General features: G+C 68.5%; 14 protein-coding genes. 7 read left to right on the top strand and 7 right to left on the bottom strand.

What is annotated here, in order from left to right; all coding sequences use genetic code 11:
- The first annotated feature begins 119 nt into the window (after positions 1–119).
- Positions 120–935 (top strand): ESX secretion-associated protein EspG, encoded by an 816-nt coding sequence (locus BM394_RS12745; protein ID WP_092978053.1) that lies wholly within the window; start codon positions 120–122, stop codon positions 933–935.
- 294 nt (positions 936–1,229) lie between these two features.
- Here the strand turns inward: BM394_RS12745 and BM394_RS12740 are convergent, their stop codons facing one another.
- Entirely contained in the window at positions 1,230–2,564 is a 1,335-nt protein-coding gene (locus BM394_RS12740; protein ID WP_092978051.1) for a D-arabinono-1,4-lactone oxidase, read from the bottom strand.
- An 87-nt stretch (positions 2,565–2,651) separates the two neighbouring features.
- Between BM394_RS12740 and BM394_RS12735 the strand changes: the two genes are divergently transcribed.
- Entirely contained in the window at positions 2,652–3,929 is a 1,278-nt protein-coding gene (locus tag BM394_RS12735; RefSeq protein WP_245780157.1) for an alanine racemase, read from the top strand.
- Here the strand turns inward: BM394_RS12735 and BM394_RS12730 are convergent.
- Positions 3,899–4,546 carry a TetR/AcrR family transcriptional regulator gene (locus BM394_RS12730; protein WP_092978321.1) on the bottom strand — a complete coding sequence of 216 codons (648 nt, stop codon included), beginning with the start codon at positions 4,544–4,546 and terminating at the stop codon, positions 3,899–3,901. The two genes, BM394_RS12735 and BM394_RS12730, sit on opposite strands and share 31 nt — an antisense overlap.
- Before the next feature lie 591 nt (positions 4,547–5,137).
- On the opposite strand from BM394_RS12730, the gene BM394_RS12725 reads away from it, so the two are divergent.
- Positions 5,138–8,452, top strand: coding sequence for an L-tyrosine/L-tryptophan isonitrile synthase family protein (locus BM394_RS12725; protein WP_245780156.1), 3,315 nt, complete (start codon positions 5,138–5,140; stop codon positions 8,450–8,452).
- A gap of 823 nt (positions 8,453–9,275) precedes the next feature.
- Here BM394_RS12725 and BM394_RS12720 read toward each other — a convergent pair.
- Both BM394_RS12720 and BM394_RS12715 read right to left on the bottom strand, forming a co-directional pair.
- Entirely contained in the window at positions 9,276–9,614 is a 339-nt protein-coding gene (locus BM394_RS12720) for a hypothetical protein (protein ID WP_043569550.1), read from the bottom strand.
- Positions 9,615–9,626: 12 nt separating this feature from the next.
- Entirely contained in the window at positions 9,627–9,902 is a 276-nt protein-coding gene (locus BM394_RS12715; RefSeq protein ID WP_092978048.1) for a hypothetical protein, read from the bottom strand.
- Between the two features lie 221 nt (positions 9,903–10,123).
- Here BM394_RS12715 and BM394_RS12710 point away from each other — a divergent pair, with 221 nt between their 5' ends.
- The 3 genes from BM394_RS12710 (at position 10,124) to BM394_RS12700 (ending at position 14,940) form a co-directional block, all read left to right on the top strand.
- The gene (locus tag BM394_RS12710; protein ID WP_092925267.1) at positions 10,124–11,506 is read left to right on the top strand and encodes a helix-turn-helix domain-containing protein; all 1,383 of its coding nucleotides are present in this window, start codon (positions 10,124–10,126) and stop codon (positions 11,504–11,506) included.
- A 76-nt stretch (positions 11,507–11,582) separates the two neighbouring features.
- On the top strand, positions 11,583–12,494 hold the full coding sequence (locus BM394_RS12705; protein ID WP_092978046.1) for a phosphotransferase enzyme family protein: 912 nt from the start codon (positions 11,583–11,585) through the stop codon (positions 12,492–12,494).
- Positions 12,495–13,116: 622 nt separating this feature from the next.
- Positions 13,117–14,940: a BCCT family transporter gene (locus BM394_RS12700; protein ID WP_092978044.1), complete on the top strand. Its 1,824-nt coding sequence runs from the start codon at positions 13,117–13,119 to the stop codon at positions 14,938–14,940.
- Positions 14,941–15,169: 229 nt separating this feature from the next.
- Here the strand turns inward: BM394_RS12700 and BM394_RS12695 are convergent, their stop codons facing one another.
- On the bottom strand, positions 15,170–15,805 hold the full coding sequence (locus BM394_RS12695; RefSeq protein ID WP_217643481.1) for a DUF6474 family protein: 636 nt from the start codon (positions 15,803–15,805) through the stop codon (positions 15,170–15,172).
- A gap of 275 nt (positions 15,806–16,080) precedes the next feature.
- On the opposite strand from BM394_RS12695, the gene BM394_RS12690 reads away from it, so the two are divergent.
- Positions 16,081–17,754 (top strand): TM0106 family RecB-like putative nuclease, encoded by a 1,674-nt coding sequence (locus BM394_RS12690; RefSeq protein WP_092978042.1) that lies wholly within the window; start codon positions 16,081–16,083, stop codon positions 17,752–17,754.
- Positions 17,755–17,776: 22 nt separating this feature from the next.
- Here BM394_RS12690 and BM394_RS12685 read toward each other — a convergent pair whose 3' ends face one another.
- Together BM394_RS12685 and BM394_RS12680 are read right to left on the bottom strand one after the other, a co-directional pair.
- Complete coding sequence (locus BM394_RS12685) at positions 17,777–18,811, bottom strand: NAD(P)-dependent alcohol dehydrogenase (protein WP_092978313.1); 1,035 nt, start codon at positions 18,809–18,811, stop codon at positions 17,777–17,779.
- Between the two features lie 183 nt (positions 18,812–18,994).
- Complete coding sequence (locus BM394_RS12680; RefSeq protein ID WP_092978040.1) at positions 18,995–19,753, bottom strand: SDR family NAD(P)-dependent oxidoreductase; 759 nt, start codon at positions 19,751–19,753, stop codon at positions 18,995–18,997.
- Positions 19,754–19,835: the final 82 nt, after the last annotated feature.

Below are 19,835 nucleotides of genomic sequence, written 5' to 3'. Positions count from 1 at the left end.
CGTGCTCAACCGGACACGTCCCACTGGGCACGCCACAGGAATCCCGCCGCTCGCCACGCGAGTTCCCTCCGCCACGCGCCCGCGAACGCACGGCGCGTGGATCGGCTGAAACAACGGAAATGACGGTGCGGAACCAGATCTCTGTCGGCCCGGCGGCGGCCATCTACCTGTGTGAGCGTTACGACCTGATGATCCACCCGCTGTTACGGGTGGGCATGTTGTCGGTGCAGCTCGACGAGGACGAGCGGGTACGGATCCCCGAAGAGGGCCGGGCCGAGCTGCAACGACAGGGGTTGATCCAGACCGACGAGGTGCACCCCTTCCTCGACGACGCCTGGCACCTGCTCGCCTATCCGCCGCTGGCGCTCGGCATGGCGGTGCGCGACGACCGGGAGAGCTTCAATGCGGTGCTGGCTGAGCAGGGGCGCGGCACGCTGCGCGCCTACCAGGCCGACGCCCCCGATTCCGGCTCGGCGGAGAACATCCTGCTCGACCGGCAGGAGTACGGCGGCCTCGGCGGCAACGCCGTCAAACTGCTCGGCGAGCTGAAACCGATCTCCGGCGGCTCGGCCAGCGTGCCCACCGAGCTGCTCAAGCAGGCCGGGCAACGGATGAGCTCCGACCCCTCCGGCAACGCCATGAGCGCGCTCGCCTCCGTCGGAATTCGGCAGAACGACGCCCGGGTACTCGGCAACGTCATGACCACACCGCGCGGCACCGAGGCGGTCATCACGGCCCGCCGCCACGACCGCAAGGTCAACAGGACGCACAAGCTGCCCAACGGATTGCAGGTCTTCCGCACCGAGCAGGGCTGCTACATGACCCAGCAGAGCACCGGAAGCGACGGGCGCGAGTGGTTCACCGTCGCGCCCGCCGATCAGCGCAAGATCACCGCCAAGCTGGAAGAGATGCTCGAACACCTTCGTAGAGCCTGAGCCTCGTCCGGTTGCCAGGGTGGTCGCTTGGCGGAACCTCTGGCACGGTTCTCGCTGTGGGTCCGGCGACATCGGGTAGCGACCTACACAACGTCTCCGGTGTCCTCGCGAGAACCGCACCGGAGAACCCGCGGCGGTGCCGACTGCGTGAGTGGTCGGAGTTCATCTTGCGGGGTTGGCGGGAGCTCGGTCCGCGTCGAAGGGGCGCGGCGATTTCGCGGGAAATCGACGCAGTCGGGGCCGAGCCGCCGCCCCGGGTGCGTTGCGGATGACGGCCGGGCCGGGAAAGCCCGGTCAGCTGCCGAGGACGCGGGTCAGGTAGGGGTTGCCGAACAGCCGGTCCGGGTCCAGCCGGTCCCGCACCCGCAGGAAGTCGTCGAACCGGGGGTAGCTGCCGCGCAGCTCCTCGGCGCCGAGTCCGTGCATCTTGCCCCAGTGCGGTCTGCCCCCGACCTCCCGCACGATTCCCTCGAAGGTGTCGAACCACTCGCGGTACGGCATCCCCTTGTACTGGTGGATCGCGACGTAGGCGGTATCGCGCCCGTGGGCGGTGGACAGCCAGATGTCATCGGCCTCGGCCACTCGAACCTCGACGGGGAACATCACCGGATGGCGCAGCCGCGCCACGGCACTCCGCAGCCGTTCGATCACCTCCGGCAGCCGCTCGCGAGGGATCGCGTACTCCGACTCCACGAACCGAACGGTCCGGCTGGTCACGAACACCCGGTGCGAGGTGTCGCCGTAGGAGCGTCCCGACCAGGTGGCACCGCAGATCCGGTTCAGCCGCTTCACCAGTGCGGGGCGGCGCCTGCCGATCTCGCACGCGAGACCGAACAGCCCGTTCTCCAGCACCCGGTACTCCAGCCAGGACCGCACCGGGTGCAGCGGTCGGGGCCGTTCGCGCTCGGGCAGCCTGTTGTTGCGTTTGACCAGGGTGTGCGTGCTGTGCGGGAACCAGTAGAACTCGAAGTGGTCGTTCTCGGCGGCGTACCGCTCGAACTCGGCCAGTACCTCGTCGAGCTGCTGCGGCCGCTCCTCGGCCGCCAGCGCGAACGCGGGAACGCAACGCAGCGTCACCGTGCTGATCAGCCCCAGCGCGCCGAGACCGACCCGGGCCGCGTCGAACACCTCGGGGTTCTCGGTGGGGGAGCAGCGCAGCGTCGAACCGTCGGCCAGTACCAGTTCCAGCGCCGTCACCTGGGTGGCAAGCCCGCCCAGGTTCGCCCCCGTGCCGTGGGTGCCGGTGGATATCGCGCCTGCCACGGTCTGCCGGTCGATGTCGCCGAGGTTGGGCAGTGCCAGTCCCAGCCGGTCCAGCGACTCGTTGAGCAGGTGCAGCGGCGTGCCGCCGCGAACCGTGACCGTCCTCCGGTCGGGGGCCACATCGGTGATCCCGGTCCACCCCGAGAGGTCCAGTGCCACGACCTCGCCGCGTTCCCCGGACGGCAGCGGTGCGGCGATCTCGCTGAACGAGTGGCCGGACCCCAGCGGGCGCACCCCGTGACCCGCGGCACGCGCCTCGGTGACGGCGGTGACGAGGTCGGTCCGGTCGCGCGGGCGTGCGGTTCGGCTCTCGGGCGCGACCACCGTGCTCGCCCAGTTCGACCACGTGGTTCGGGTAATCGTCATGACCGCATCGTCCTTCCGCCGCCGATTCCCGGAAAATTATGTGAATATCTCTCGCGTAACAAGGGGTGCGGGCTTACCTTGAAATGCGTGACCCCGTCGGCAGCACCCACCATCGCCGGCTCCGCGACACGGCTGGACGCCGTGACCGCCGAGCTGGAACCACCTTTCGGGGTGGCGGATCTGGACGCGTTCGACCGCAATGCCGCCGAGCTCGCGAGACGCGCCGACGGCAAGCCGATCCGCCTGGCCACGAAGTCGCTGCGCTGCCCCGAGCTGATCCGTCGCGCACTGCGCTCACCGGGGTTCGCGGGACTGATGTGCTACAATCTGCCCGAGGCGCTCTGGCTGTACCGGCTGGGAATCTCCGACGACCTGCTGGTCGCCTACCCCACGGTCGACCGCGCGGCGCTGGCGGAACTGGCCGCCGATCCGGGCGCCGCCGCCGCGGTCACGATCACCGTCGACTCCGCCGAGCAGCTCGACCTGATCGAGCGAGCGACCTCCGGCCCCGCCGAGCGACTGCGGATCTGCATGGAGGTCGACGCCGCCTGGCGTCCGCTGGAAGAGTCATTCGTGTCCCGCGTTCCCGGGCTCGGCGCGAAGCTCGGCGAGCGGCTGCACGTAGGTCCGTTGCGCTCGCCGGTGCGTTCGCCGCGACAGGCACGCGAGCTGACGCGGGAGATCCTGCGGCGGGAAGCCTTCCGGCTCGTCGGACTGCTGGTCTACGAAGGACAGATAGCCGGGATCGGTGACGCCCCACCCGGGCAGCCGCTGCGCGCGGCTGCCGTCCGGTGGGTGCGGCGAGGCTCGGCCAGGGAACTCGCCCACCGCCGCGCGGCGGTCGCCGAGGCCGTCGGCGAGCTCTGCCCGCTGGAATTCGTCAACGGCGGTGGAACCGGCAGCCTGGAGACGACCACGACCGAATCGGCCGTCACCGAGGTAGCGGCGGGCTCGGGGCTGATAGGACCGACCCTGTTCGACGCCTACGAGGCGTTCCGACCGCTGCCCGCCGTGCTGTTCGCGCTGCCGGTGGTACGTCGCCCCGACCGTCGTAGCGCCACCCTCTTCTCCGGTGGATACACGGCTTCCGGGGCAGCGGGACCGGATCGGCTTCCCAGCCCTTACCTGCCCAGTGGACTGCGACTGACCGGAACCGAAGGCGCCGGGGAGGTACAGACCCCCGTCGTGGGGCCGGGAGCACGGCGTCTCCGGCCGGGTGATCGGGTTTGGTTCCGGCACGCCAAGGCAGGCGAGCTGGCCGAGCGGCTTCCCGAGTACCACCTGCTCGAATCCCCCGACTCCGGAGCGGACCGCAGACTCGGTGCCGTCGACACTTACCGCGGCGCCGGCAAGTCCTTCGGCTGATCCTCCGAGATCCTGCTGGACAGGTAACCGCGGACCAGCTCCCTCGCCTCGTTGACCAGTGTCTGGTCACCCTCGGGAGCGCGCCGGAACGCCAGGTGCAGCACCGCGTCGGCGGCCTCCACCGCGACCGAGAGCGGTAGCTCCAGTTCACCCGGCGGCATTCCGAAACGATCCGAGATGAGATTAGTGAGCTTCTCCGCGATCACCGCGTTGTTGTCCTTGGTCTCGTGCAGCAGCCGCAGATCCACCACGTCGCCGAAGTGCAGCTTGCTGAACGCGGGGATCTCCCGGTGCATCCCCAGGTAGACGTCGAAGACCGTGTCCACGGCGTCCCACCAGTGGGCGAGCTCTATCCGGTCCAGTCGTTCGGAGACCGTCTGCACGAAGCGGTCCAGATTGCGCAGCGTCAGCTCCTGCACCACCGCGCGTTTGTCCGGGAAGAACTGGTACAGCGAACCGACGGCGACACCGGCACGTTCGGCTATCAGTGTCGTGGTCAGCCCGTCGTACCCCACCTCATCGATGAGCTGTGCGCAGGACTCCAGCATCCGCTCGACACGCTGGGCGCTGCGTTGCTGGACGGGCTTGCGGCGCAGCGGGGCTACTTCGGTTGGCAAGGTGACTCCTTGATCGTATCCGAGCTCCAGGTTTTCCCGGACCGAGTCCGAGGCGCGCCGCAGGCGCCAGCGGCCAGGCAAGCGGCACGGCTTGCCTAGTCTCGCGCTCTTACAGCGATCATGCTTCCTGAGCGGTCCTTCAGAGTGTCAGTCGATAGGGTGAGCAGTGATCCTTCGTCCGCACGACCGCCGCTGCCGCCGGCCCGGCGAACCGTGCCGACGTCGGCGGGATCCAGCGCCCGAGTCGGATCGCGTTACGCGATTATGCACCTCGTCACACGGGCGGCGAAAAAGATCGCTCACTAGCGTGAGACGGTGCGCTCCGACCGGTCCGGTCGTCCCCCGCACGATTACTCGATGATTGACTATCGCGATCTCGGGGTGGCGCATGGTGTTGTCTGACCGAGACGAATCGCTGTCCGCAACCCCGGCACTTCCCATCCGGTACCCCGGACCGGATGGTTCGAACCGCGGAGCTCGGTGTCTCCGCCCGCAGCCGGAGGAAGAGCAAGGAGATACCCGTTGGACGGTCGGTCCCGGCTTGGCCCCGAGGAAAACACAGTACCGCCGTTCGGGACGTGGCCGCTAGACGTGGCCCGGGCCGATTCCGTGCTCGTCGAAGGCGAGTACGGGGTGCGTCTGTCGGGTCGCGACGGTCCGGTCCGGCTGGTCGGGAAGCGGGCGGGTAGTGGGATCTCCCTGGGCGGTGCCCCGACCTGGCGGGAGCTCTACCGGACGCTGATCCGGCTGCGTCTCACCCGTGGACGCCGTGATCCGGCATGGCTGGCGCTGCTCACCGAAGCACTCGAAAGGATCCCCGATGATTCTTCCCCGGACGAACCCCCGCGGCACGAACCCCCGCGGTACGGATCCCCGCGGGACTCGTTCCCGCGGGGCGGGGTCCGACAAGGCGGAGCTCGTCGTCCCGGATCGGCGTGGAGCCGGTTCGCCGGGATGCCGGCAGAGGACCCGATAATCCGGATGCACTGCGCCACGGCCGAACCACGCGTTCCCGACGATGCGGTGGCTCCGCTGGGTGAGCCGACCCCCGCCCACCCCGCCTTCCCCGGCGGGACCATAGCCGTCCGGCTACCCACCCTGCTGCGGACCGGTCCGACGCTGCCGCACCCCCTGCTGGGCGAGGTGGTGGGCAACCGCTTCGAACGCGGCGAGAGCGCGTCGCGCTACTTCCTGGAACACTTCGTCCGGCCGCTGCTGCGGGCCTTCCGACTCGCACTGGAGAACCCGCCGGGAATGCTGTTCACACCGCGTGTGGAGAACCTCGCCGTGGAACTCTCGCCGGAGACGCAGGCCACCGGCCGGTTCGTCGTGACTCCGGAGACCGCGGTGCGCGAGGCCCGGGAGGTCACGGCGACCGAGGTGCGCGACGGGGTGCGCGAACTGGTCCGCACGCTCCAGGAGCTGTCCGCGACGTTCGAGCGGACCGAGTTCGGCGAGCGGGACCGGGCGGGTCGCGGCGAGTTCCGCGCCGCGATGCGGCAGGTGATCTCGGCCGAGCTGCGTGATCTGGAAACCGGCAGCGCCGATGTGCTGTCCGGCAACCATCCGCTGCGCGGTTTCGTGCACACCGTCCCGGCCGAACAGGACGAGCTGCTTCGCCGGGTGCTGCGCACCGTGCAGGAGCGCACCCGGCTGCGCAGGTGGAACCGCGAGCTCGGCCAGCCGACCGTGGTGATAGACCTGGAATCGTGCGGACTGGTGCCGGAACGCACGGTCCCATCGGGACAGGCCGGGAGCGACCCGTTCCGGAACCGCTCGGACGTCGAGACGGTCCTGCGCTCCTTGCCACGCGAGGAACGGGCGAGTCGTTGCCGGCCCGGGGGCGTCGGCCCCGAATCCCACCGCTCGGAGAACGTCCTGCCGGAAGATTCCCTGCCGGAGGCCTCCTTGTCGGAGGCTTCCCGCCCCGAGAATTACCCGTCCGACCCCCGCCGCTCCGAGCCGAGCCCCGACGAATCCGGCGGGGCGGGCGGACTGCGATTCCGGAGCCGGGAGTCCCACCGCCTCGCCGAATCCGTGTGGGACCCCCCAACCGCCGAGCTCGCGGAGCTGAACACGCCGGTCACCGGCAAGGTCGGATCGGGACTGCCCAGGTTCGTCTGGGACATCCGCGACGCGGGTGGCCGGGTGGTGTTCTGCGTGCCGGGCTCCGAGCGGCACTACGACCACGCCCGAGTCGTACTGGATCGCGCCGGGGTTCCCGAGGCCGACCTCATCCGGGTTCCGCTCACCGGGTCCGGTCCCGCGACCGAGTGGACCGTCCGCCGATTGCGCGAACTCGGCGACACCGATGTCGTGGCGATCTTCGACACCGAATCCGCCGCCAAGGGCATCGAGCTCTCCGGAGTGCTGACCGTCGCGGTCTCGCCGCGCGGGGATCTGCCCCGGCAACGCGACGGTCGGGAGAACGGCGCCGCCGAGTCCCGCGCCGTTCCGGATCGGGGCGTGCCCGTGATCTCCAGTTTCGAGACCTCCCCGTGGCGCCGCTCCGCGTGGTCCCAGCCCGTGCTCTCCAACACGCATTCCCTGGAAGAGCTCCAGATAGCATCGTTGCGGGAGAACCGCAGTTCGTGGCGCTGGGCGGTCCGGCTGACCCGTGCGGAAACCGAGTCCATGATCGAATCCGTGCTCGACGACGCCGACCGTGCCGCGGACCGAACCGCGCGTGGCGCGACGGTGAAGTTCGCGGCGGACGAGCCGGTCGCCGACCCCGCCGAACGGACCCGGCGCACCGTCGGGGCGCTGCACCACGTGCTCACCAGGAAGCAGTTCCTCAAGGGATCGCGGTCCAACTACCTGCTGGCGGACATGCACCGCGACGCGGATTCCTTCGTGGCGCGCGACGAGCCGGTCGAGGTGATGCTGCTGGGTTTCCCGATCAAGCAGTCGCTGAACCGGCTGAAGGCGTGCGGGCCGCTACCGGACATCGCCGAGCTGGGCGGGCTGATCCGACTGCGCGAACTGCAGCGGGCGGCGCGCGGTGTCCACCCGCCCGGGCTGCGCTTCAACATCCTCACCGACGGCAGGCACTTTCGCCCCAGGCCGGCGTCGGTGACGGCCGCGTACACCCGCAAACTGCGCGAATACGCCTCCCTGGTCGGACTCGACGACTGCGTGTCCATCCGCGAGATCGACTCACTGGCCACCGAACGGCTCGGTCGGGAGGTGACCGCCCGGCGCCCCGCCATGTACGAGCGCTTCCGAGGTTCGCTGGAAAGCGCGTTGCGCGGGCTCGACATCACCGATCAACCACTGCGCACCCTGGACCGGGTGCGGGATCGGGCGGATGCGCGGGTCGGGCCGGACGCGGAGAGCGTGGCGCGTTCGCTCTACCTGTTCCGCGAGATGGTGATGTCCATGGTCTACTCCGTGCCCGTGCCGACCCCCACGGGCACGGATCGGTTCGGCTGGGCCCGAAGGGTCTACGCCGACGTGTACAACTTCGGCGACTCGCGGCTCTCGCCGCGGCTCCGGCAGGCGCGCGTCGCGGTGCTGCGTCGTGCCTGGCACAACGCGATCCGCTATCTGTCCACCATGCAGGTGGACGAGGAACTCGGTTACGAGAAACTGTTGGATCCCCGGGTGAGGCTCACCGTGAGCGCCGTGACCAAGGGACGCTGCGGTTTCACCTATCTGGGTGGTTCCGGGTTGCTTCCCTGGCAGGGGACCGGGGTGCTCGACAGCAGGGGATACGTCGCAGTGGACTTCGCGGTATCGCTGATCGACCAGGGATTCGTGCCCGCGTTCTCCCCGCTGTTGGGGCCGAGTCAGCCGTTGATGATGGTTCCGCCGCAGTACGCGCGGCTGCCTTCCCGCGGGGCACGTACACCGGGCGCCCTGCTGGACGGCTCCCTGCGGGACAGAGCCCGCCTGCGCCGCAAATGACCCGGCCTGGGACGGCCGTCAATTTCTCGCGAAATCGCCGAGCCAGCAGCACTGACGAGTAGTCGAGTCCCAAGCACCAGCGCAGGCCGAACTCCCACCATGCACGCGGTCGGCACCGCCGTGCGCGAGGTTCCGCCGAGTGAGCGGCTATAACGGCCGAGTCACGGAGTCGCGCCAGCCGTCATACCCCGAACAGCGTGGGTGTCCCCGGTGCGTGAGTCGGATGCATTGCGAGGCCGGGCCGCTCGCCGCGTAGGTCGCTACTCAAGAGCCGGCCCAACGCCGCAAGGCGCCGACTCACGTGCCGGCTACCCGACCACGTGCGCGGGTCCCACTGTCCATATTCGAAAAAACCGGGATCCCGGTACTCGCCAGGGGGGAAACGAGTACCGGAATCCCGGTTCGACTCCGTCGTCGTTGATGATGTTGAGCAGCGGAGTATCTCAACGACGGAGCTGTTGGAATCCGCGAGCCGATACCGGTTCGGGGGAGGGGAGTAACGTCGGTACCGGCTCGCGGAAGTCTGGAGGGAGCACGATCTTTTCGGTGAAATCGTTGGTCCGAAAAGGTGTTCGTGTCTTCACCTTGTGACGCTGTAAGGCATTGTGGAGTTGTTGGGCAGGCCGAAGTTTCCACCGTGGCGTCGTCCCATCGGCGCCGTAGCCCTGTCGGGGAAACAGGATGCTCGGGGAAACGGGGGAGACCGGTGATCGGCATAGCCGTGGTCGGGGGGCACGTCATGCCGACCACCGGTCAACCGGCGGTGACTCGGTCCGAAACCAGTTCGGGGGAGGTGGTATCCGGTGACCGAGTCCGCCGAGTCCTACGGCACCGGCGCCGCTCGGCGCAGAGCCTGCGCCGGGCGCAGGTGCCGTGCGGGACGGGGTGCGAGGCCACCGGCCACCAGGTGCTCGTAGGCCGAGCGCCACACCGCGCAGGGTGCCTTGCGCTGGCGCAACCGGGTCGAGCACTCCGGGCAGTTGCCTCGTTCGTCCGGTTCGTGTGCGGTCAGCAGCGTCCGCCACCCCGCGGTGAGGCGCGGGATCTCGGAACGCGCTACGGACAGCAGGGACGACGCATCAGCGCGGTTCGCGAGCTCGGAAAGCACATCGAGTCGCTCCCACACCGCGTTGCGCAGAACCTGTCCCAGGATCGCGTCCACCGTACGTCACCGTCACTTTCTCGCCTGATCAGCGGCGAACCGCAGCGCGGAGCTGAGTTGGCCGACCCGCTCGGTCGGCACCGCCGCGGTTGCGCCGGGCGGTCCGGCGAGAACCACCCTGTCCCTATCGAGGAGCACCTCGAGGGTCCGGGGAGTGTGGTCCACACCCCGGCACTGCACCCGCAGTCGATTCGCCCCGGCGGTCTCACCGGAATCGTCGTGGCGGTGTTCCGGTCGGGGGACGGGGCCCACCGATTCCGGTTCGCCGGACTGCTGGGAGGAATCCACTTCGCGGATGTCCTTTCGGTGCTCGGTTGCTTGCTGGTGTCTAGATTGGAACGAACCGGCGCCGGCTGGCTAGGTGGTGGGCGACGACCGGACATACCGCGCGATGAGCGGTCAGCGGACTTCGGTCCCGCCGATCACCACGTCTCGATGTCGACTTCACCGTCTGTTGGGCGGAGCCTTAATCTGCGATCGACGCCCGAGAAGCTTAGAGGGGTCTTCAAATGAACACCATCGGTTCCAACGGCTCTCTCGTTACACCCGAGGTCTGGGAAGGACGAGAGATGCGCCAAGCGCTGGCCAATCGCGACATCAGCGACATCTACAAGCTGCTGCGCAAGCACGGTGTTTCGCAGCGTCAGATCGCCGCCGCGACCGGCCAGTCGCAGTCCGAGGTTTCGGAGATCCTCAAGGGCAGGCAGGTCATCGCCTATGACGTGCTGGCCCGCATCGCGGATGGTCTCGGCGTCCCGAGGGGGTACATGGGCCTCGCCTATGACGGGGCGACGGCAGTGAGGGCCACCGAACAGGACACCGGTGGCTCCCCGGCTGAGGAGGACGAGACGGTGAAGCGTCGGAAGTTTCTTACCCATGCCGCGGCGGTTGCGATGGGGGCTTCTGTCTTCGGTGCGGAGGAAGGCGACTGGCTGATGTCCAGTGCCCAGACTCCGGCACCGTCGCGTATCGGCATGACCGACGTTCAACAGATTCAGGCAGCGACCAAGGCACTGCGCGATCTGGACTACCGGCACGGCGGGGGGACTTGCCGTGACGCTGTCGTGGCTCAGCTGAACTGGGCCAGGCAACTGCTGCACGCCGACTGCGCCGAACACGTCAAACAGCGGTTGTTCGTCTCGCTGGCCGACATGCACAGCCTCGCGGGGTGGACCTCGTTCGACATGGGGCTGATGGACCCGGCCAGGAGCCACTTCGGCAAGGCGCTGCAGTTCGCCAAGCAGGCCAACGACGACAGCCTGGTCGCCAACGTGCTTTACCGCATGGGGCGGGTCTACCTGCACTACCAGCAGCCCAACGAAGCACTCAAGCTGTTCCAGCTGGGACAGATCGCCGCGCAGGACTCCGGGTCCTCGTTGACGGTCGCGGTGATGTGCGCCAACGAGGGCTGGGCCTACGGCATGCTCAACCGCCCCGATCAGGTCGGCAAGATGTTGGGGCGTACCCAGGACGAGTTCGCCAGGGCCGAACTCCATCAGGAGCCGGACTGGGTGAAGTTCTTCGACCAGAACGACCTGCACGGCATGACTGGTTCGGTCTACGACGCGTTGGCCGAGTTCACCCCGGAGCGCTACGCACCGCTGGCCGTCGCGGAGACGCTCAAGAGCAACCAGTCGTACGGGGAGAACATGCAGCGCAGCCACGTGTTCATGCTGGGAATGCAGGCGACCAACCACATGCGGTCCGGCGACGTCCAGCAGGGCATCAAGGTCGGCAGGCAGGCACTGGAGCTCGGTTCGCTGGTCAAGTCCGCGCGGGTGCCCGACCGGCTGCGACCCTTGCAGCTGGAAGCGGCCAAACACACCATGAACCCGGACGCGCGTGATTTCGCCGAACAGGTCCGCACCTTCCGCGAGGCGAGATCGGTTTGAGCCCGGTTACCGGTGGTGCCGGAGCGCGGATGCCGGTTCGACCACATCGAAAAGACACAACATGACATCGGCAAACATGACTTTCCCGCCGAACTCGGCACACGATGCCGAGATTCCGCCCGAACTGGAAACGGCACTGGCCGAGATATGTGCCGAGGCAGGGCTCGACCACCGCGGCGCGCGGCTGCTGCGGTTCGTCAACAACGGGGTCTTCCTGCTGCGTGCTCACCCCGTGGTGGTGCGTATCGTGCTGTCGCCGTCGCTGGCCTACCGCGCGGACAACGTGGTCGAGGCCGCGAGCTGGTTGGCCGAACACGGCATCGACTCCGTACGGCTGTTCCGGGGAGTTCCCCAACCCGTTCGGACCGGAGCCCACATCGCCACCCTGTGGGAGGAAGTCGCCGATTCCGGAGTCGCACCCACGGGAAGTGACCTGGGCAAGCTGCTGCGCGAGCTGCACGCGCTGGGGGAACCGCCTTCGGCGCCGCGTTGGCAACCGATGGCCGACGCCCGGCGCCGCCTCGCCGAGGGCGAGCACGAACTCGACCGCAGTGATCGGGATTTCCTGAAACGTCACTGCGACGACGTCGAGCACCGGCTCTCCGAGCTGGAGTTCGTCCTCCCCCGCAGCACGGTGCATGGCGACGCCCACCTCGGCAACGTCATCGTCGGCCCGAACGGCCCGGTGCTGTGCGATTTCGACTCATTGTGCGCGGGACCTCCGGAATGGGATCTCACGCCGATGGCGGTGGGATATCTGCGACTGGGACGTTCTCCGCTCGCGTATCGGCAGCTCGTGGACGCCTACGGGTTCGACGTCACCGACTGGTCGGGTTTTTCGGTATTGCGAGACCTGCGCGAACTGAAAATAACCGTGAGTGTACTTCCGAATCTTCGCGGTAATCCCACTGTCGCGGAAGAGTTTTATCGTCGGTTGCGTTCGATGCGTGAGCGCGATTTCACGGTGCGGTGGTCGCCCTACCGTTGAAAGGGGTGCCCGACGCGAGGCTCCGATAGCCGAACGCGCGGGGTTCTCCGTGGTCGAACGTGGGGTTTCACCGGTTGAGCGCGGGGTTTCGTGACCGAACGCGGGTGGTTCGATTCGTGCCGTATCGGCCTCGGGGAGAACGCCGATCCCCTCGTGCCGACGGTTCGTGGCCGGCTCGGCCCGCCACGTCTCGTCCGGTCCCGGAATTTGATCGGTGCGGCCGAAGTCCGGCAACTCACCGACGAAAAACAACCGTTCGACGACACAACCTTATTTTCGTATCGTGGAAAATTTGGTCCGGATTTGTCGAACTTCGGTTCCACTGACAGGTCGCGCTCTATTCTGTTGTCACTCGTGGGCGAAGCGTAACCCCTGATTCTTCGCGCTGCCACTCGGACACGCCGGGCGTGTCGGCCTCTGAAACGGGAGATCCCACTCGCTCGGTCCGCTTCGGAGTGTCGAGTGTGTTCGCGGTCACATTTTCGTCGTGGGCCGATCCGACTCGTCCGCTGCCGCGTCGCAGCGAAACGTTGCGACCACCCGAAGTGATCGTCGTGATCGGAGCGCCGCCCGTGCCGGTGCGGGCTCCCTCACTCACCACAACCACCGTAGGGGGAACGCCGTGTCCACGAACACGCCACTCCAACAGCAGGGGCTCGGCTCGGGGGAACCGGGCTCCGGCGACAGCTCCCGAACCGCCGAACACGACACCGAGCCACCGGACTCGGGCGGGAAAACCGGTACCGACCGTATCGTGTTCGGCGCCGTGGCACTGATCATGTTCGCGCTGGTCGCCTGGGGCGGATTCGCCACGGAATCGCTAGGCGACTGGTCCAGCGGCGCCTTGAACTGGCTGATCGGCAATTTCGGCTGGAGCCTGGTACTGGCCTCCACCGGTTTCGTCGTGTTCGCGCTGTACCTGGCCGTGAGCAGGTTCGGGCGGATCCCGCTCGGTGCCGACGACGAGGGCCCCGAGTTCCGAACCGTTTCCTGGATCGCGATGATGTTCAGCGCGGGCATGGGGATCGGGCTGATGTTCTACGGCGTCAGCGAGCCGCTGTCGCACTTCGTCTCACCCCCGCCCGGAGCCGTGGCAACCGTGCCGGGACCGGACGGTGCGGCCGTGGTCGCACCCGGCGCCACCGACGAGGCGGTTCGAACCGCCATGGCCACCTCGCTGTTCCACTGGACGCTGCACCCCTGGGCCATCTACGCGGTCGCCGGACTCGCCATCGCCTACAGCGCGTTCCGAAAAGGACGGAAACAGCTCATCAGCGCCGTGTTCGCCCCACTGCTCGGTGAGCGCGCGGCCGCGGGGCCGCTCGGCAAACTCATCGACGTGCTCGCCCTGTTCGCGACCCTGTTCGGCTCCGCCGCCTCGCTCGGCATCGGAACCCTGCAGATCCGCACCGGTCTCAGTGAGGCGGGCTGGATCGACGGCGCGAGCACCACGGTGCTGGTGCTGATCATCGTGGTACTGACCGTCTGCTTCATCGCTTCGGCGGTGTCCGGCGTAGCCAGGGGTATCCAGTACCTGTCCAACATCAACATGGTGCTCGCCGCGCTGCTGGCGGTGTTCGTGTTCCTGGTGGGACCGACGGTGTTCATGCTGAACCTGATCCCCACCTCGCTGGGCACCTACCTGGGGGACTTCGGTCTGATGGCCTCGCGTTCCGGTGCCACCGGCGGCAGCGAGACGCAGCGATGGCTGTCCACCTGGACCGTCTTCTACTGGGCCTGGTGGATCTCCTGGACGCCGTTCGTGGGGATGTTCATCGCACGCATCAGCCGGGGGAGGACCATCCGGCAGTTCGTGGGTGGCGTGCTGCTCGTTCCCAGCGTTGTCAGCGTGATCTGGTTCGCGATATTCGGCGGCGCCGCCATCGGAGCGGCCAGGGACGGTGCGTCCGTCTCGGAAGGCGGTGCGGAGGCCCAGACGTTCAACGTGCTGGAGCAGCTCCCGCTGTCGAGTATCACCTCGGTGCTGGTGATGATCCTGGTGGCCATCTTCTTCGTCTCCGGCGCGGACGCGGGATCGGTGGTGATGGGCACCCTGTCGCAGCGCGGTTCCATCGAGCCCGCGCGCTGGGTCGTGATCTTCTGGGGTGCGGCCACCGGTGCGGTCGCGGCCGTGATGCTGGTCATCGGGCACGGCGGTGACACCGCGCTGAGCGGCATCCAGAACCTGACCTTCATCGGTGCGCTGCCGTTCACCGCCGTGATGGTGGTGATGTGCGTCGCACTGGTGAAGGACCTGCGTGCGGATCCGCTCACCCTCCGCGCCGACAAGGGGACCGAGGTGCTGGAACGTGCCGTGCTCAAAGGGCACGAGCAGCACGACGGGAACTTCGAGCTGGAGATCTCGGAGGACGACGGCGAACCGCTGGACGGCGATTCGTCCGAATCCCCGGGAACAGCCGCTGACACCGCCGACCGGGACCGGTAGAGCTGTAAGACCGGTTGGGTTCGGGCTGTGTCAGTTCGGGCAGCGCCGCTTCGACGCAGGCCGCGCTCCGACCACCCTCGCGGTCGGCGCCGCCGCGGGTTCTCCGGTGCGGCTCTCGCGAGGACGGCCCCGACGTTGTGTAGGTCGCTACCCGAGGTCGGGGCACCCGCAGCGAGAGCCGTGCCAGAGGTTCCGCCACAGGTGAGGCCAAGCGAACCGAGAGACCTACTTACCCTTCCACCCGGAAGCGGCGCAGCAGATCGTCCTCGATCCTGCCCAACTCGCCCCGCACGGCCCGGTACGCCGAGCGGCGCCTGCCCGCGGGCATCCGCTCCGCCGCGCGTACCGCGCTCGCCAGTTCGGACAGGCGTCGCTGCGCCGAGTCCACGAAGCGTGTCACCTCGGTCCCGCTCCGGTCCTGTTGCTCGCGTTCGCGTAGGTCCCGCAGCGCCGTGCTGTCCCCCGCGATCCGGGCGTGCAACGCGGCACCGCGCCCCGAGAAGCGGTCCACCTCCGTCACGGACACCCCGAGCCTGCGGGCTCTCGCCCGTTCGTAGGTGTCCCTGGCCGCCGAGGCCGCCTGTGCGGCGTAGGGCGCCAACGCCGGGCCGATCACCCTGACCACCCCGACCGCCTTCCTGGCGTTACCGGGTGTGATCCGCCCCGCCTCGCCCTTGCTCGCTGCCTTGTAGCGCTGTTTGGCGAGTTTGACCTCCTGCTTGGCGGTCTTGGGGTCCTTCCCCTCGAAGCAGCCCGACTCCGGCACCGGGGAACGTCGCGACCGGGTGGGTTGTCGCTGCTCGGGGGGCTCGGAGCGCCGACGCGCTGCCGGGGCCTCGTGCCGCGTTCGCTGTGCACGTGTCATACCGACGAACACCTCCGGACCGGTCCGGCGTAACGGATACTGCGCCGATCAGTCTAGGCAGTACCGCCGTTCGCTGCTACAGCACGGCGAGAGGTCGATTACATAACGTGCTGAGCGCTGTTTTCGGATGTGAGACCGCCCCGCCGTGACGTTCGCCGCGTGAACCTCCCGTGTCTTCCGCTTCCCAGGGAGTTTTGGCATTCGGAAGAGTGATTGTCATATCTCTCACCGGGGTGATGGACGCGCTCGTCGGAGTTAGGACATACCCTGCAAGCGTGGGATCCGAGGTGCTACTGGACGGCGACGTGGTGACACGCTGTCGTCGCCGCGTACATCTCGACCACGATCCGACCATGATCGACTCGCCGACCGCCCCGCTCGATCCGGGCGCGGAACAGCGGATCGCCGACGCTGCCGAGTACCGGCGCGAGCTCGCCGAGCGGCTCGGCAGGGAGCTGGCACCGGACTGGACCGAGATCCCCGGGGACGAGAGCGTCGCCGACCGGGAGCGAGCCACGCTCGCCGCGATGCGCTCCGGGGTCGGATACATCTCGGGAGCACAGCTGCCCTCGGACAACGAGGGCGGCAGACAGGGCTCGGTGGATCTGCTGGTGCGCAGCAGGGGCGGCTACGTGCCCGTGCTCGTGGTCCGCCACAAGGTGACCGACCCGGGAAAGGGGGCGCGGACCTCCCCGCTGACCGATCCCAGGCCCGAGTCGGCGGCCAGGGATCCGAGGCGCAAGCCTCGTTCGCAGGCCAGGGACCAGCTCCGATTGGCCCACCTCGTGCGGCTGTTGCAGGCGTGCGGGATGCAACCCACCGGCAGGAAGTTCGGAGGGGCGATCGGTTCCGACACCGACACCGTGCTGTGGCACGATCTCGAATCCCGTGGCTGGTCGGGCGGGCGCAGCGTGCTCGCCGAGTACGACGAGCGGTTCGCCGACCGGATCGCGGTCGCCGAAGCCGCCGTGGCCGGGAGCGAGGCACTGGCCCAGCCCACCCGCGTCGTGGAGTGCAAGGGCTGCCCCTGGTGGCCGGTCTGCGGGCAGCAGCTGCGCGCCGCCAGGGACGTGAGCCTGGTGGTGCGCGGCGACGACGCGGTGCGGCTCCGCGCGGTCGGGGTCACGACCGTGGACGAGTTGGCGGAGTTGCCGGTGGGGACCACGAGGGAACCGCCGTTGCCGCCCAACCGGATGAGCGACGCGGTGCTGCTGGCCAGAGCATGGTTGCGCGACGTTCCGCTGGTTCGGCGGGTCTCGGAGGTGAAGGTCTCCCGGGGTGACGTCGAGATCGACGTGGACATGGAGAGCTACGCCGACTCCGGCGCCTACCTCTGGGGCAGTCTGCTCTCCTACCCGAGGGACGAGGCCAACGGGACCCGCACCACGGCCGAACTGTTCGACGTCGAGCCCGGTTACCGCGGGTTCGTCACCTGGGACCCGCTGCCCTCCGACGACGAGGCCAGGTCGTTCGCCGAGTTCTGGTCCTGGTTCTCCGCGCTGCGCCGCGCCGCCCACGAGCACGGCCTGACCTTCCGCGCCTACTGCTACAACGAGCTCGCCGAGAACCGCTGGATGCTGAGTTCGGCGCAGCGGTTCGCGGGCAAACCCGGCATCCCGACCGTCGAGGAGGTCCGGGAGTTCGTCGGCTCGTCCGAGTGGGTGGACGTGTTCGCCGTGGTTCGCGACCAGTTCCTCTGCCCGAACGGCAAGGGCCTGAAGGTCATCGCGCCCAGCGCCGGATTCGCCTGGCGTGACTCCGAAGCGGGTGGGGAGAACTCGATGCGCTGGTACCGCGACGCCGTCGGTTTCGACGGCGGTGTGCCCGAACGGCAACAGCGCGACCGGCTGCTGGAGTACAACGAGGACGACGTCAGGGCGACCCTGGCCATCCGGCGTTGGATCTCGTCGGGGCAGGTGCGCGAAATCCCGTACACCGGAGACATGTGATCCGGGCAGCGGCAACGGCCGATCAGGGCACGATCACGGCCCTGCCGGGAATCTCGCCCCGGTGGAAGCGCTCGTAGACCTCGGGTGTCTCGTCCAGCCCGAACGAGTCCACGTGCACCCGAACCGCACCGGCGCGGGCCAGTTCCAGTACCTCGATCAGCTCCGAGCGGCTGCCCCAGTACGGTGCGGAGACCGAGACCTCGAACGGTGTCGTTCCGAAGCCGACCGGTACCGCGCCGCCCCCGATGCCGACCACGGTGAGGTCGCTCTCGGCGCGGGTGCACTTCGCCGCGATGGTGGTGGTCGCCGAGTTACCGACGCAGTCGAGCACCACCTCGGCGCCGAAGCCGTTCGTGAGTTCGCGGATTCTGTCCGGTGCGGACTCGTCGGAGATCACGGTGCGGTGCGCGCCGATCCGGTGGGCCAGTTCCAGCTTCTGCTCGCTGACGTCCACCGCGATCACCTCGGCCGGTGAGAGCGCACGCAGCAGCTGCACCGCCACGTGGCCGAGGCCGCCGGTGCCGATCACCACGGCCCGGGAACCGCCCACGAGCTTCGGCAACGACTTCTTGATCGCGTGGTAGGGAGTCAGTCCCGCGTCGGTGAGCGGGGCCGCCTCCACCGGATCCAGATCACCCAGCGGCACCAGGTGGCGTTCCCGGTTCACCAGCATGTACTCCGCCATCGCCCCCGGAGCGCCCAGGCCGGGCGGCCGGATACCCAGCTGGTCCGCGTAGTCGCAGTAGTTCTCCTTGCCCTGGGAGCACATGTGGCAGCGGCCGCAGCCCTGCGGGCCGTAGACCGCCATCCGGTCGCCCACGGAGCAGCTGTAGGTGCCGGGGCCGAGCGCGCTGACGGTTCCGACCCCCTCGTGCCCCAGCGTCATGGGAAGCGAGTAGGGGAAACTCTCCTCGGGCCAGCTCATCACGGCTATGTCGGAGTGGCACACCCCGGCCGCGTCCACTTCGAGCAGAATCTGGCCGGGGCCGGGTTCGGGAACGTCCACCTCGACGACCTCCGGCTGGTCCCCGACCCGACGGTACTGAACGGCTTTCATCGTGCGCGACATTGCCCACCCTTTCGCATCCGCTGCCGGTCGCATCATGCGGTATCGGCGGAGTCACCGCAGCGTCGAGGCGACGTGCGGGTGACGGCCCGCTCCGACAGCTCCCGGAACACCCCGACGCCGAACCACGGTGCCCTCCGTCAACGGTGCCCGACGCCGGGTGAGGAACGGGCCTTACCTGGGTCCCATCCGCAGTCCGCCGTCCATCCGGATGACCTCGCCGTTGAGATAGTCGTGCTCGACGATGTCCAGGGCCAACCTGGCGTAGTCCTCGGGCGTTCCCAACCGCTTCGGGAACGGCACGCCCTCGGCCAGGGTGTTCCGGACCTCCTCGCCGACCGTGGCCAGCATCGGAGTGTCCACGATGCCCGGTGCGATCGTCATCACGCGGATCCCGGTCGAGGAGAGATCGCGTGCCGCGGGCAGCGTCAGGCTGGCCACGCCGCCCTTGGAGGCCGCGTAGGCGGCCTGCCCGATCTGTCCGTCGTAGGCCGCGATCGAAGCGGTGTTGACGACGACGCCGCGCTGCCCGTTCTCGTCCGGCTCGGTCTCGCCGATCGCGGCCGCGGCCAGTCGGAGCATGTTGAACGTGCCGACCAGGTTGACCTCGACCACCTTGCGGAACAGGTCGAAGTCGTGCGGCCCCTTCCGCCCCGCGACCCGCGCGGAGGGGCCGATGCCCGCGCAGTTGACGACGGTGCGCAACGGCACGCCCGAGCCCGCGGCGGACTCCACCGCCGCCTGCACCTGGTCCGCGTCGGTCACGTCGGCGGCGGTGTGGGTCACGCCGTCCACCTCGGCCGCGTTCGCCACGGCATCCGGCAGGTCGACCGCGAGGACGCGGGCCCCGTTGGCCGCGAGTTCGCGTGCGGTGGCGGCGCCCAGGCCGGACGCCCCGCCGGTGACGATGGCGGCAGTGTCGTTCAGTAACATCTCATCTCTCCTGAGTCGGAACTTGTTGGTCGGCCTCGTAGGGGGCTCGGGTGGCGGAACCTCTCGCACGGCTCTCGCTGCG

This window comes from Actinopolyspora lacussalsi subsp. righensis (genome assembly GCF_900116555.1).
Classification (GTDB): domain Bacteria; phylum Actinomycetota; class Actinomycetes; order Mycobacteriales; family Pseudonocardiaceae; genus Actinopolyspora; species Actinopolyspora lacussalsi.
This window is presented reverse-complemented; position numbering and strand designations above follow the sequence as displayed.